The 13,972-nt window shown below is 70.4% G+C and carries 12 protein-coding genes, 1 tRNA gene and 1 pseudogene; 6 read left to right on the top strand and 8 right to left on the bottom strand.

Features of this window, described 5'->3' with window-relative positions:
- Nucleotides 1–188 precede the first annotated feature (188 nt).
- The 5 genes from thrC to ACWD6R_RS05475 form a co-directional block, all read right to left on the bottom strand.
- Nucleotides 189–1,259, bottom strand: coding sequence for a threonine synthase (thrC, locus tag ACWD6R_RS05495; protein ID WP_451817521.1), 1,071 nt, complete (start codon nucleotides 1,257–1,259; stop codon nucleotides 189–191).
- Nucleotides 1,260–1,265: 6 nt separating this feature from the next.
- A complete protein-coding gene (locus ACWD6R_RS05490) occupies nucleotides 1,266–2,621 on the bottom strand; it encodes a homoserine dehydrogenase (RefSeq protein WP_451817520.1) in 1,356 nt (451 codons plus the stop codon).
- Between the two features lie 96 nt (nucleotides 2,622–2,717).
- Nucleotides 2,718–4,109 (bottom strand): diaminopimelate decarboxylase, encoded by a 1,392-nt coding sequence (gene lysA / locus ACWD6R_RS05485; protein ID WP_451817519.1) that lies wholly within the window; start codon nucleotides 4,107–4,109, stop codon nucleotides 2,718–2,720.
- A gap of 26 nt (nucleotides 4,110–4,135) precedes the next feature.
- A complete protein-coding gene (gene nrtL, locus ACWD6R_RS05480) occupies nucleotides 4,136–5,200 on the bottom strand; it encodes an ArgS-related anticodon-binding protein NrtL (RefSeq protein ID WP_451817518.1) in 1,065 nt (354 codons plus the stop codon).
- 55 nt (nucleotides 5,201–5,255) lie between these two features.
- Complete coding sequence (locus ACWD6R_RS05475) at nucleotides 5,256–5,738, bottom strand: response regulator (RefSeq protein WP_451817517.1); 483 nt, start codon at nucleotides 5,736–5,738, stop codon at nucleotides 5,256–5,258.
- A 207-nt stretch (nucleotides 5,739–5,945) separates the two neighbouring features.
- Between ACWD6R_RS05475 and ACWD6R_RS05470 the strand changes: the two genes are divergently transcribed.
- The 3 genes from ACWD6R_RS05470 (at nucleotide 5,946) to ACWD6R_RS05460 (ending at nucleotide 7,227) form a co-directional block, all read left to right on the top strand.
- Nucleotides 5,946–6,017: transfer RNA gene (locus ACWD6R_RS05470), tRNA-Arg, on the top strand.
- A gap of 536 nt (nucleotides 6,018–6,553) precedes the next feature.
- Complete coding sequence (locus ACWD6R_RS05465; protein ID WP_451817516.1) at nucleotides 6,554–6,817, top strand: CopG family transcriptional regulator; 264 nt, start codon at nucleotides 6,554–6,556, stop codon at nucleotides 6,815–6,817.
- The gene (locus tag ACWD6R_RS05460) at nucleotides 6,814–7,227 is read left to right on the top strand and encodes a type II toxin-antitoxin system VapC family toxin (RefSeq protein WP_451817515.1); all 414 of its coding nucleotides are present in this window, start codon (nucleotides 6,814–6,816) and stop codon (nucleotides 7,225–7,227) included. The genes ACWD6R_RS05465 and ACWD6R_RS05460 overlap by 4 nt, the downstream gene beginning before the upstream one ends.
- A 557-nt stretch (nucleotides 7,228–7,784) precedes the next feature.
- Here the strand turns inward: ACWD6R_RS05460 and ACWD6R_RS05455 are convergent.
- A complete protein-coding gene (locus tag ACWD6R_RS05455; RefSeq protein ID WP_451817514.1) occupies nucleotides 7,785–8,015 on the bottom strand; it encodes a hypothetical protein in 231 nt (76 codons plus the stop codon).
- A 56-nt stretch (nucleotides 8,016–8,071) separates the two neighbouring features.
- Here ACWD6R_RS05455 and ACWD6R_RS05450 point away from each other — a divergent pair, with 56 nt between their 5' ends.
- The 3 genes and pseudogenes from ACWD6R_RS05450 to ACWD6R_RS05440 all read left to right on the top strand — a co-directional run.
- Entirely contained in the window at nucleotides 8,072–8,428 is a 357-nt protein-coding gene (locus tag ACWD6R_RS05450; RefSeq protein ID WP_451817594.1) for an HAD family hydrolase, read from the top strand.
- Nucleotides 8,425–9,438, top strand: coding sequence for a zinc-dependent alcohol dehydrogenase (locus tag ACWD6R_RS05445; RefSeq protein ID WP_451817513.1), 1,014 nt, complete (start codon nucleotides 8,425–8,427; stop codon nucleotides 9,436–9,438). Before ACWD6R_RS05450 ends, ACWD6R_RS05445 begins: the two co-directional genes overlap by 4 nt.
- A 127-nt stretch (nucleotides 9,439–9,565) precedes the next feature.
- Nucleotides 9,566–11,783, top strand: a pseudogene (locus ACWD6R_RS05440) (DEAD/DEAH box helicase); the annotation flags it as partial.
- Between the two features lie 98 nt (nucleotides 11,784–11,881).
- On the opposite strand, the gene ACWD6R_RS05435 reads toward ACWD6R_RS05440, so the two are convergent.
- Together ACWD6R_RS05435 and ACWD6R_RS05430 are read right to left on the bottom strand one after the other, a co-directional pair.
- Complete coding sequence (locus ACWD6R_RS05435; RefSeq protein WP_451817512.1) at nucleotides 11,882–13,315, bottom strand: ATP-binding protein; 1,434 nt, start codon at nucleotides 13,313–13,315, stop codon at nucleotides 11,882–11,884.
- Between the two features lie 395 nt (nucleotides 13,316–13,710).
- Complete coding sequence (locus ACWD6R_RS05430) at nucleotides 13,711–13,947, bottom strand: hypothetical protein (protein WP_451817511.1); 237 nt, start codon at nucleotides 13,945–13,947, stop codon at nucleotides 13,711–13,713.
- Nucleotides 13,948–13,972 lie beyond the last annotated feature (25 nt).

Raw genomic sequence — 13,972 nt, 5'->3', positions numbered from 1 at the left:
AAGCCTGTGGAGAACCCAATGGCCACGACGGCAGCACCGCGGCAGGTGCGGCGTGGCAGGGTGGATACAGCTTATCGAAGGAAGGTTCTGTCGCGACATAGGGCGCACAGGAGGCGCACGATGCGTGTCGCACGCCTCCCATGCGCTCTCCGCCCCGAAAAAGGGCGGTTGAGCTGCTGTTGTTCCGGTTACGCGAGCCCCAGCTTCTCCGCGGCGGTGGCCGCGTCGACCGGTACGGTGACCGGCTGCGGGGCACCTGCGACGGCCCAGTCGGGATCCTTCAGGCCGTTGCCGGTGACGGTGCAGACGATCTTCTGGCCCGGGTCGACCTTGCCCTCTTCGGCGGCCTTGAGCAGACCGGCGACCGACGCGGCCGAGGCGGGCTCGACAAAGACGCCCTCCTGGGAGGCCAACAGCCGGTAGGCGGCCAGGATCTGACGGTCCGTGACCTCGTCGATGAAGCCGCCCGACTCGTCCCGCGCGGCCAGCGCGTACTGCCAGGAGGCCGGGTTGCCGATCCGGATCGCGGTGGCGATGGTCGACGGGTCCTTGACGATCTCGCCGCGGACGATGGGCGCGGAGCCGGAGGCCTGGAAGCCCCACATGCGCGGCTTGTGCGTGGACATCGCGTCCGTCGCGTACTCCGTGTAACCCTTCCAGTACGCGGTGATGTTGCCCGCGTTGCCGACCGGCAGGACGTGGATGTCCGGGGCGTCGCCGAGCGCGTCGACAATCTCGAACGCCGCGGTCTTCTGGCCCTCGATCCGGACCGGGTTGACCGAATTGACCAGAGCCACCGGGTAGTTGTCCGAGAGCGAGCGGGCCAGCGTCAGGCAGTCGTCGAAGTTGCCGTCGACCTGCAGGATCTTGGCACCGTGGACGAGCGCCTGGCCCATCTTGCCGAGCGCGATCTTGCCCTGCGGCACGAGGACGGCGCAGACCATGCCGGCCCGCACCGCGTACGCGGCGGCGGAGGCGGAGGTGTTGCCGGTGGAGGCGCAGATCACGGCCTGCGCGCCCTCCCCCTTGGCCCGGGTGATCGCCATCGTCATCCCGCGGTCCTTGAAGGACCCGGTGGGGTTGGCGCCCTCCACCTTGAGGTGCACCTCGCAGCCCGTACGCTCGGAGAGGACCTGAGCGGGAACGAGCGGCGTACCACCCTCACGAAGCGTGACGACCGGCGTCGTGCTCGTGACCGGAAGGCGGTCCCGGTACTCCTCGATGATGCCGCGCCACTGGTGGGTGCCCTTGGTGGTCATGGGTCCTTACTCCCCTTCAACACGCATGATGCTGGCGACACCGCGCACGGTGCCGAGCTTGCGCAGCGCCTCGACGGTCGCCGAGAGGGCGGCGTCGGGCGCGCGGTGGGTGACGACGACGAGGGATGCCTCGCCGCCTCCGCCCGCCCGTCGCCCGCCGCCACCCTGCTCGATGGCGACTTCGTCGCCGCTGCCTGAATTTCGGCCTTGCTGGCGGACCGTATCGATGGATACGCCCTGTTCGGCGAAGACCGTCGCGACCTGGGCGAGTACGCCAGGCTTGTCGGCCACGTCGAGGCTGATGTGGTACCGCGTGACGACCTCGCCCATGGGGCTGACCGGCAGACGCGTGTACGCGGACTCTCCGGGGCCGGTGGCCTCGCCGAGCTTGTTGCGGCAGACCGCGACCAGGTCGCCGAGGACCGCGGAGGCGGTCGGCGAGCCACCGGCGCCGGGGCCGTAGAACATCAGCTGCCCGGCGGCCTCGGCCTCGACGAAGACCGCGTTGTACGCCTCGCGGACGGAGGCCAGCGGGTGGCTGAGCGGGATCATCGCGGGGTGCACGCGCGCGGTGACGGACTGTCCGTCGGCGGCCCGCTCGCAGATGGCGAGGAGCTTGACGGTGCAGCCCATGCGGCGGGCCGAGGCGATGTCGGCGGCGGTGACCTCGGTGATGCCCTCGCGGTGCACCTCACCGATCTTCACCCGGGTGTGGAAGGCGATCCCGGCAAGGATCGCGGCCTTGGCGGCGGCGTCGAAGCCCTCGACATCGGCGGTCGGGTCGGCCTCGGCGTACCCGAGGGCGGTGGCCTCGTCGAGCGCCTCGGAGTAGCCGGCGCCGCTGGTGTCCATCTTGTCGAGGATGAAGTTGGTCGTGCCGTTGACGATGCCGAGCACCCGGTTGACCTTGTCGCCGGCGAGGGACTCGCGCAGCGGCCGTACGAGCGGAATGGCGCCGGCGACGGCTGCCTCGTAGTAGAGGTCCCGGCCGTGCTGCTCGGCGGCGGCGTGCAGTGCGGCGCCGTCCTCGGCGAGCAGTGCCTTGTTGGCGGAGACGACGCTCGCGCCGTGCTCGAAGGCGGTGGTGATGAGCGTGCGGGCGGGCTCGACGCCGCCGATGACCTCGATGACGACGTCGATGTCGCCCCGTTTGACCAGGGCGGTCGCATCGGTGGTGATGAGTGCGGGGTCGATGCCCTCGCGCACCTTGGAAGGGCGGCGGACGGCGACACCGGCGAGCTCCACGGGCGCGCCGATGCGCGCGGCGAGGTCGTCGGCGTGCGTCGTCATGATGCGCGCCACCTCTGAGCCGACCACTCCACAGCCCAGCAGCGCCACCTTCAGCGGACGCGTACGCATCATCCGACCTCGTTTCTCATACATGCTCATGTGTGGACCAGTCTCACTCACCGGACGGGCGTTTCTGCCACCCGTCCGGATCCTGAGACATATATTTCATCAGCCGACATCGAGACGCAGGAGATCTTCCTCCGTCTCCCGCCGGACGATCACGCGCGCCTCTCCGTCGCGCACGGCGACGACGGGCGGGCGCAGCGCGTGGTTGTAGTTGCTCGCCATGGCGCGGCAGTAGGCGCCGGTGGCGGGCACCGCGATCAGGTCGCCGGGCGCGAGGTCCGACGGCAGGAACGCGTCCTTGACCACGATGTCGCCGCTCTCGCAGTGCTTGCCGACGACGCGGACGAGCATGGGCTCGGCGTCGGAGCGGCGGGAGACGAGCGCGACGGAGTACTCGGCGTCGTACAGCGCGGTGCGGATGTTGTCCGACATGCCGCCGTCGACACTGACGTACGTACGGAGCCCTTCGAGGTGCTTGACGGTGCCGACCTCGTACAGCGTGAACGCGGTGGGTCCGACGATGGCGCGCCCCGGTTCGACGGAGATCCGCGGGGTGGCGAGCCCGGCCGCCTCGCACTCGCGGGTCACGATGTCGCCGAGCGCCTTGGCGATCTCGTGCGGCTCGCGCGGGTCGTCGTCGGAGGTGTACGCGATGCCGAGACCACCGCCGAGGTCGATCTCCGGCAGCTCGATGCCGTGCTCGTCGCGCACCTCGGCGAGGAGCTGGACCACACGTCGGGCGGAGACCTCGAAGCCGGCCATGTCGAAGATCTGCGAGCCGATGTGCGAGTGGATGCCGATGAGTTCGAGCCCGTCGAGGGCGAGCGCCCGGCGGACCGCCTCGGCGGCCTCTCCCCCGGCCAGCGCGATGCCGAACTTCTGGTCCTCGTGCGCGGTGGCGATGAACTCGTGGGTGTGCGCCTCGACGCCGACGGTCACCCGGATCTGTACGCGCTGCCGCCGGCCGAGCCGCTGTGCGACGTGCGAGACCCGGACGATCTCCTGGAACGAGTCGAGCACGATCCGCCCGACTCCGGCCTCGATGGCGCGCTCGATCTCGGCGACGGTCTTGTTGTTGCCGTGGAAGGCGATGCGTTCGGCGGGCATCCCGGCGTCGAGCGCGATGGTCAGCTCACCACCGGAGCAGACGTCGAGGTTGAGCCCCTCCTCCTGGATCCAGCGCACGACGGCCCGCGACAGGAACGCCTTTCCGGCGTAGAAGACATCGGCGTCCCGCCCGAAGGCGTCGGCCCAGGCGCGGCAGCGGGCGCGGAAGTCGCTCTCGTCGAGGAAGTAGGCGGGCGTCCCGAATTCCTCGGCCAGCCGGGTCACTTCGATCCCGCCGACGGCGACGACGCCGTCGTCGTTGCGGGAGACGGTGCGGGCCCAGACCTTCTCGTCGAGGACGTTGAGGTCGGCGGGCGGGGCTGCGTAGTGGCCCTCGGTCAGGACGTCGGCGTGACGGGGGCCGGCGGGGTGTGCGGATCGGCTCATGGTGTTGCTCTGCTCTCTCAGGTCTCTCAGAGGACTTCGGGTGCGCTGATGCCGAGCAGGGACAGGCCGCCTGCGAGCACCGTCCCGGCAGCTTCGGCAACGGCCAGCCGGGAGCGGTGGGCGGCCGAGGGTTTCTCGTCGCCCTTGGGCAGCGGTGGGCAGGCGTCGTGGAAGTCGAAGAAGGCGTGCGCAACCTCTTCGAGCTGCCAGGTGAGCCGGTCGGGCGCGCGGTGACGGGCGGCGGCGGCGAGAGCCTGGGGGTAGTCGGCCAGCGTACGCAGCAGTGCGGGGGCGTCGACGTCCTCGTCGTACATCCCGGTGAATCCGAGAAGGGCCGCGCCGCGGGTGAGGGCGCAGACCCGGGAGTGGGCGTAACGGACCAGGAAGAGCGGGTTGCCGGCGCCCTGGACGAGCAGCTCCGCACCGAGCGGGGCGTGGTCGTGCCCGGCCGGCCGCAGCAGTCCCCACCGGGTGGCGTCGGGACCGAGCCGCCGCAGCAGCTCCCCCGCGCCGGCACCGGCGGGAACGGGCCGGACGGCGGTGAGCGGAGTCGGCGGCTTCCCCTGTGCGTCGACATGGACACCCAGCCGCGCCCAGTCCGGGTCGGGCGTCCCGTCGCAGCTGGTACGCACCAGTGCGCCCTGCGATCGCGCGATCGCGCGCAGCGTGTGGGTGGTGACCGCCGCCCGGACCTCGCGGGCGTGGCTGAACTGCAGGATGTCTCCGGCGAGCGCGTCCCCGTGCCCGTACCGGGCCCCTCGCGCCAGCACCTCACGTACGAGTGCCTCGCGCGCCCGGACATCGGCCGACGCGTCGAGGGTGAAGCTCAGGAACCCGGGCCCGGTGACGTCGACCCGCCCGATCCCGGGCACACCGGCGACCCGGTCCCGCAGGATCTCGGCCACTTCCCTGGCCGGACGCGCGGCGGGCCCGGCCAACTGCAGTGCGACGGCACAGGCGTAGTCCCCGGTCCCGCCGGGCCTGGTCCTCTCCACCCGCACGCGCGCGGGCACGGGCGCGCGCAGGACGTCCTCGTCGACCGCGCGGCGCACGGCGTGCAGCACGGTCCTGGAGAGATCGGCGGGGGTCACGGGACAAGCGTATGGGAGGGAGGGGGGCCTTTCGCGACCCGGTTTCGCCATGCGGTCAGCCCGCGGCGCTCTCCGCCCTCCCGGCACGGTGTCTGCCGTCGATCGACGGCGGGGCCTCCCTGTTCACCAACTGTCGTACGAGCCGCACCAGCTCGCTCGGCTCGAAGGGCTTCGCCAGGAAGGCGTCGACCCCGGCGGCGACGCCGTTGTCCACGTCGTACTGCGTACCGGCGCTGATGATCGCGACAGGCAGATGGCTGGTCCGGGGATCGGAACGGAGCCGGGTGGCGGTCTGCAGACCGTCGAGCCGGGGCATGACGACATCAAGGGTGATCACATCCGGACAGACCTGATGCACCAGATCCAGACACTCGACACCATCGGCCGCGGTCACGACCTCGAAGCCCTCAAGCTCAAGATTGACCCTGATCAACTGCCGGATGACCTTGTTGTCGTCGACAACAAGCACGCGACCACACGCCCCTGACACACTCAAAGGGTAGGTCGGGCGTAGGGGCTGCGTCCGGGTTTTGCCCATGTCCAGCCCCGGACGGGTGGCCGGCGGACGGCACATGGCCGACACGGCGGCCCTGCGGACGGGCGCGCGACCGGGCCGGCGGCGCGGGGCACGGCGGCGCCGGGGCGCGGGGGCGACGCGCGACGGTGACCGCGCGGAATTACCTGTTCACGGACACCCGCCAGAAGCTGGTAGTGTTTCATTCGTCGCCAAGCAGTACGGCGACACGCCCCCGTAGCTCAGGGGATAGAGCATCGGCCTCCGGAGCCGGGTGCGCAGGTTCGAATCCTGCCGGGGGCACTTCCGGATAGACCCTCTGATCAGCGGAAACGCTGGGCAGAGGGTCTTTTTCATGCCGTTGGTCGCTGCCGGACCAGTGGCCGTTGCACTTTACGTTCAGGAACCGCGCGACCAACCCCTGACCTGCGGTTTTCCGAGGCGAAGCGGAGCGCTACCAGTCGGCCGTCCCACGTCGCCCTGCACTGTGGGACATGCGTGGGACGCGAGCAACATCCCTTTCTGCCCTGGCGCTTGGCACTCCGCGCATGCGAGCCGATGGCCCAACCGCCTCCCCCGCGATAGGGAGTGGGCTCCCGACGTCCCGCGCCTCCGCTCGCTGATCCACCCCCTACCGCGGGGGAGGCCGACGAATACGGCCCCGCAACGAGCCTCGGCCGGGGGCAGAGGCGAAGCGGAGCGCTACCAGTTGGCCGCCGCACGACGCCCCGCGTTACGGGACATGCGTGGGACGCGAGCGCGCATTGAAACGGGCGGGGCCATCCCCCCTTTTCCAGCTCCGCCCGAGCATCGGGAGGATCGCAGGTAGGATGGATAGTATGAGCGAGCCTACCGGTAAGTACTCGATCACCATGCCCCGCGACATCGCCGAAGCCGCCAAGGCCCGCAGCGGCCCGTCGGGGCTGTCCGCCTACGTGGCCGCCGCCGTCGCCCGCCAGATCGAGCGCGACAACCTCAACGAGCTCATCCAGGTTGCCGAGGCCGAACACGGACCCATCACCGAGGACGAGATCCAGGGCCTCCGCGACCAACTCCACCAAGCGCGCCGGCAGCAGGCCCACAATGAGGCGAACGCGGCGTGACGCGCTCCCCTGCGGTCCCGGGCGGCACACTCGTCCTCGACAGCGAAGGACTGGCCAAGGCCGTGCTGCGCGATCGCACCGTCACTGCCTGGCTCACCCTTGCCCGCACCGACGACCTGCGCGTGATCACGTCCGCCGCCACCTTGGTGGAAGTGGCCCACCCTCGCATCAACCGTCCAGCCCTGGAGTGGACCCTTTCCCGCCTTGTCATCGAACCGATCACCGAGCCGATCGCTCGCCACGCTTCCACCCTCCTCGCCGACGCCGGCCTGCACGGCCACAAGTACGCCATCGACGCCATGCTCGGCGCGACCGCCCTGGCCTCACCCGGCCCTGTCACCGTGCTCACCTCCGATCCGGAAGACCTCACCGCACTGTGTGGCAGCCGAATCACCGCCATCAAGATCTGACACTTCACATTTCGGGGCGTACAACGCATTTCGTAGGACATACGCGGGACGAGGCACCCGACGACCCGTCACCTAAGCCTTTGACCTGCGAAGACGCGTGAGACGTTTACGGCCCTCCGGAGCCGGGTGCGCAGGTTCGAATCCTGCCGGGGGCACCCACAAGATGGGAACGGGATCGGTGGTTTCCACGAGTATTCCGCCCATGGGTGCCACGATCGGGTGTCAGTACTTCGGTACTGGCGCCCGATTTTTTGTTCCATGGGTCCAGCTCGCGGGCGACGGCCACCAGTCCGTCAACCAGATGTGCCGGGACCGTCACCCGTAGCGCGAGCTCTTCGCGGGGGCGGCTGTAACGGGCTTCCAGGCCGAAGGGAGCGAGATACTCAGCGACATCACACGCCCTCGCCTTCCGTAGCCGCTCGGTGATCCCGGCGGGCCTTGCCGATCGCCCTGGCCAGCAAGGCAGGGGCAGTCAGCGGCCGGGGCCCGGGAGGCAGCGCGTACCAATGCGGCCCCGGCGGAGTCACGGCGGTGGCGGGCGGCACTATGACGTGGCATCAGGCACCCAGGGCGATGGTGCCCGGCTCCGTCCAGACGGCCGCCGTTCCCAGCGGCGTGAGGAAGTACATGCGCGGCCCGGGGCCCTCGTCCCCGAGGAAGACCGGCCCGACGGTTTCGCGCTCCACGCGGAGCCGTTGTACTGCGCGCCGACCAACGTCCTCGGGTACGCGGATGACGTCCCACCACTGCCCGACGGGGCACAGTTCGGGGTCGTCGCCGATCGGCATCCAGCGGGGAGGTACGGCAGGAACTCGGGGGCGCTCTACGAGGTGCCGGAGCACGTCTGGCGCTGCTCAGCGACGCGTCGCCTGACATCGCCGAGTCATGGGCCGAGGCGCCCCTCTCGTCGTACTTCGAGGTGTCGGTGTTCAGCTGCCGCGAGGGGGCGGTAAAGCCGTCCGCCCGCCTCTTCTCTTTGGTACTCACCCAGCTCGGTGTCGCCGGTCGAGCCATCGTGTACTGCGGTGACGGCGGGGGCGACGAGTTGGCCGGCGCACGGCGCTCGGGGATGCGGGCCCTCCGCGTGGTACGTCGAGGCGGCCCGCACGGGCTCGCCTTCGGCGAGACACCGTGGCACGGCCCCACGCTCCCGGCGGTGGAAGCCCTCCCCGCCGCCCTGCGCGAGGGACGGTCTCGATGAACACGCCCACCGCGTGGGCGGTCCGCGCCGGCACACTACGGCGCACCGCCGCTCCGGCCGATACCGCCACCCCCACCCACGACACAGTGCTGATCCGTACGCGGTACACGGCCCTGTGCGGCAGCGACACCGCCAAGCTGCTCCCGGGCTGGCACGGCCCCACGCCCGACCCATGGTTCCCGGGGCACGAGATCGTGGGCGTCGATCCCCGGAACGGCGACTGGGTGGTGGTGAACCCACTCGTGGGCTGTCGCGCATGCCACGAATGCGCCAAGGGCCGGACCCAGTTATGCCAAGGGCTCCGCCGCATCGGCTGGGATCTGCCCGGCGGCCTCGCGGAGTCCGTCAGAGTGCCGGTGTCCAGCGTCGTCAGGCTCCCGGCCGGCCTGGCCGACCCCGCACACGGCGTCCTCGCCGACCCCATGGCCGTAGCCCTGCACGGAGTCCGCTGCGGACTGCGACTGCGTACGTCACCTGGCCGCCTGGGGGTCATCGGGACCGGGCCGCTCGGGATATGTACCGCTGTGTACGCGGCATCCGTCGGCTGGGACGTCCACGTCACGGCTCGATCGGCCGCGCGACGAGAGGAGTTGAGCCAGGCTCTCGACGGCTCCGGCGTGATGGTGCACGACAAGAACCTCCCGTCCTGCGACGCGGTGATCGACGCCGCGTCCGGACACGACGACTCCCCGCTTCTCCAGGCCGTGGAGTCCGTCCGCGACGGAGGGACCGTGGTCGTCCAGAACGCCTACGCCCCACCCGTCACACTCTCCCTGCCGCTCCGTGCCCTCTTCCGCCGATCCATAACCGTCCGGGGCTCCTTCTCGTACTGCCGCGCGGACGACCGCGACGACTTCGGGGACGCCCTCCGTCTCATCGCGCGGGGCGGCGCATGGGCCGGCGCACTGACACGAGACCGGTTCCCGCTGCTCGACCTCCCGCAGGGGCTCTCCGCACTCCGCCGAGACGCCCGCCGCCCGCTCAAGGTTCTGCTCACCTCCAACACCTGATCTCCAGGAGCACCGTCCATGGCCACTTCCATCCCGCCCCTCGTCCACAGGATCAACTCCCCTGCGGGCATCGACCCTCACGACATCTATGACGGTGTCCTCCGTGTCCTCTCCCTCCCCGCCGACGGGCAAGACCCCGGTCGGGATGGTCGCGGCGCTCGACGCGCATGCGCGCGGTCGCAAGGCTGCGTGGCTGGTGCCGCAGCGCTCGCTGACCGACGAGCTCGACCGGGATCTTGAGCTGTGGCGGCGGCGCGGTCTGCGGGTGGTGCGGCTGACCGGTGAGGCCGTCGTGGACACCGAGCTGATCAGGTCGGCCGATGTGTGGGTGGCCACCACGGAGAAGTTCGAGTCGCTCTGCCGTGCGGGTTCGCTGCGTGACGCACTCGCGGAGGTCGGATGCCTGGTCGTCGACGAGATCCACCTGCTCGGCGACCCCGCGCGGGGTGCCGTCCTGGAGGCGGTGCTGACCCGCGTACGGGAGGACAGTGCGGCGACGCGGATCGTCGGTCTGTCCGCGACGGTCGCCAACGCGGACGAGGTCGCCGACTGGCTGGGTGCCCGCCTGGTGCGTACCGCCTGGCGGCCCACCCGTCTCGCCTGGCAGCTGCCTCATCTGCCCGCCGTCGACGAGGCGGACTGGGTGGCGCGGGCCGCCGTCCGTACCGAGGCGGCTGCGCGGATCGCCCGCGAGGTCACCGCGGACGGCGGCAGTGTCCTGGTCTTCTGCGGCAGCAAGCGACGCGTGCGGGCGAGTGCGCTGGCGCTGGCCGCCGACCGGGGTGTGCCGACGGCCGGGGTCGACGCGGACGACGCCGAACTCGTCGAGCGGCTGTGCACGAAGGCGGGTGTACGGCTGCACTACCGTGACTGGCCCTACAAGCGTGAGGCGGAGCAGGCGTTCCGCGCCCGCGAGGCGGATGTGCTGGTCGCCACCTCGACCGTGGCCGCAGGCGTCAACCTCCCGGCCAGGGCGGTGATCGTCAGCGACACCACCATCGGCCTGGACCGTATCGAAGTCTCCATGGTCCAGCAGATGTTCGGGCGCGCGGGGCGCATCGGCGCCGGCGAACGCGAGGGGTGGGCCTTCCTCCTCGCCGACCCGGCGGAACGCGCACACTGGCAGGCCCGGCTCGCTGCCGGATACACCGTCCGGTCCCGCCTTGCCGATCATCTGCCCGACCACCTACTTGCCGAGACCGTCCAGGAACGCCTTGCCACTCTTGAGCAGGCCGAACAGTGGTGGGCGGGTACGTTCGCCGCGTACCAGGGGGACGACAGTGTCGAGGCCCTGCACGAGGCGGCGCGGTTTCTCACCGCGGCGGGCTGCCTGCGCGCCGACGTCGATGCGGGTCGGCTCGGACCGAGCCCGTTGGGCCGGCTGACCAGCCGCTTCATGGTCGACGCCACCCTCGCCGACGAGCTGGCCGCGGCGGTGCGCGAGGCCCCCGTACCCGAAGAGCCCTTCGCCGCCGAGCGGCTGCTCGCAGCCTTCCTCAGCACTCGCCTGCCCGTACTCGAACAGGCGCCCTTCACCGACCGGGCCCGCACTGCACTGCGCCGCGTACTGCGCGAGATGGAAGACGAAGACGGCGAAGACACCGACGAGCAGACCGGCAGCCCCATGGCAGCGGACGAGGACCCCGACCGGAAGCCGCAGGCCGGTGATCTTGCCCGCGCGGTCCTGCTGCTTGTCGCGAACCGCCCCCGCCTCTTCCGCGGCCGCCCCGCCTACGTTCTGGGCATCCCCGTCGGCTCCATGACGGGCATCCTGGAGGAGGCCCAGCGCTATCTGGCCTGGCTCGGTGCGCAGGGTCCCATCGGCACGGTCCACCCCTGGGCGGCCGTGGCTGCCGAGGACCTCGCCCTACGTATTCGCTGGCGCACTCTGGGACCTGGCCGAGGCTCCGGACGGCTGCTGTGGATGTGCGAGCGGATGGCCACCGCTCCGCTCGCACCCCGCCTCGTCCCGCGCATGTGGCGCGCGGCCCGCGACCACGGCATCGGCGCGCCCGACTGGAGCGGCACCACGCCACCAGGAGACTGCGCTCTGCCTCCCGACCGCTACCGCGCTCTGCTCGCGGAGCGCGCCACCGGTGCCACTCTCCTCTGTGAAGACGGCACGTTCCGGGTGACGGCCCCGCCCGGCTCGGTGATGCGGCTGTGGAACGGCACGACTACCACCCTGCGCATCAGCGACGGCGAGGAGACCACCCTGCTCCCGCCGCCCGCCGCCCGCCGACTCGTCCGACCCGTCGGCGGGCCGCATCGGGGCGGCCGTCTTCACCCGCGCGGACCGACTGGCAGCAGGGTGGCTCGCGGCGTACGCGGCGATCCGTCCCTGACAGCAGCTGAGCTTCCCCGAGTCGGGCGGAGCCGACGGGCTGCCCTGACCGGCATCGCGAACGCCGTGGCCCGCACCGTGAAGACCGGGGTGTGCGCCCTACTGCCAGGCACGCACCAGGTCTTCGGGACCCCAGTGCGCCGCCAGCGGCAGCCCGCCCTCGACTCCGCAGCGGGATACCGCGACCAACGGGGTGTCCGGCACGGCCCCGGGCACTGCGAGCAGGTCCCGGGCCAGGGTGTCGTACTCCCGCCGCCCGAACGGCTGGTTCTCCAGCCACTTGACCGAGCCGACGAAGTGCAGAGCGCCCGCAGTGGGTGCGCGGTCGGCGCCGATCAGATCGACCTCGGGATTGTTCTGCCGGTTCCACCAACCACCGACCGTCTCCGTCTCGGGCCACACGTCATCGGGCAGCAGTCGCATCAGCGACTCTCTGATGACGGGTTCGACGGCCCGTCCGCGCCAAGTGGTCCAGGACTTCTCGATGCGCGCCAGGGCCAGGTCCCCGCGGCCGCGTTCAATCAGCGGAATGGCCCGTTGGAGGAAGGCGAGCCAGAACCGCAGATAGGGGTCGGCAATGCGGTAGCGCTTGTTCTTGGTGTCGGCCTTCGTGGACAGCGGAAGGTCGGCGGCGAGGATCCGCTTGGCCTGCAGGGTGTTCAACAGCGGCGACAGCGTGCCCGAGGGCAGCGCCCCCCTTCCCCCCGCCTGAGCCGCGATGGCACTGAAGGTGCGCTCGCCGCTGCCGACCGCTTCCAGTACCGCCCGCGAGTGGGACGCCTCGGGAAACTCACCCAGGAGTGACAGCTCTCCCGCGACCAGAAGCGGCGACAGCGGATTCGAGACGGCGTCGTCGAGAAAATCGGCGCGGCCCATACCCGGCCGCCAGGACTGGACGATCTCCGGGAACCCCCCGGTGATCAACAGCGCATCCACCGCCTCAGCGGCGCGAAGATCGGTCATGGCCTGCACATCGGCGAGGTTCAGCGGCTGCACGACCATCTTTGCCGCTCTGCCGAAGAACGGCCGCCCGTAGGACTGCAACGCCTCCATGACCGACATGTCGCTGCCGACGAGAACCATCAGGACCGGCTTGGCCGACAGCTGACGATCCCAGACGGTCTGCAGGGCGCCGTCGAACTCCCGGTCCTGCTCCACCAGCCACGGCACCTCATCGATCACCGCGATGCTCGGTACGTCGTCGGGCAAGGCCAAGGCCAAGGAGCGAAGTGCCTGGTTCCAGTCAGCGGGCTGCAGCCCCGACACCAGCTCCGCCCCCGGCACAGTGGACTGCGCCACAGCCGCGATGAAGTCGGCACGCTCGGCCACCGGGTTACGCCCTCGGGTGGCCTGGAAGACCGCGTACGGCCGCGCCGAACGGTCACAGAACTCCTGAACCAGGCGAGATTTCCCGACCCTGCGGCGCCCCGTCATGATCACGGCCTGCCCCCTGGTGGCACCACGCCCCTCGGAGACAAGACCCAGCTGACGCGCCAGCAGGTCGAGATCAGCTGCCCTGCCCTTGAAGTCCATGAGCACCCACCTCAACCCACCATTAGAAGGTTGGTTCGATATTACGTAGATTGAATCTTACTTAGATGCTAGCTCGCCCAACGCCTGACCCGCAACCGATCCACCGACCCCCGCACGGCCGGCAACCGTCACGGCAGTCGGACGACGGCCCCGATCGCCAGATCACCCCGGCCCATCTGCGGATTTCCGCGTTCCCATGTTCTGGGTGCCGGACCGGGGGCACTTCGCAGGAAGTGCCAAAAAGACCTTCTGACCTTCTGACCAGTGGAAACACTGAGCAGAGGGTCTTTTTCATGTCTCGGAAAGCTGGGTACTCCGCCATGGCGGAGCCCGGCATGCGGACGCGCATACGTCTCTGTCGCACAACTCTCGGGCCAGGCTTGATCTCAGGGGTATTAGACCGCCGTGGCCGCGAACGCGTTCCGGCTCAGTTCACGCCCGCCCGGTCCTTGGGCGGCGGCGGTCAGTTCCCCGCTCCGGGCGCGGACTTCGTGCAGCAGCCAGTAGCTGTCGGCCAGCGTCTCCGGCTGCAGGGCGAGGATGCCCCGCCCAGGCACAACCGGAACCTCGTTCAGGACGGCGTGCACGCCGTCCTCTCTGGTCGCCAGCAGCAGGGACTGCGGAGCACGCACGGAGTCCGCGTCAGGAGAGGCGAGC

The organism is Streptomyces sp. NPDC005151, from assembly GCF_053599875.1.
Note: the sequence above shows the minus strand (reverse complement) of the source record. Positions and strands in the feature narration are given on the sequence as shown.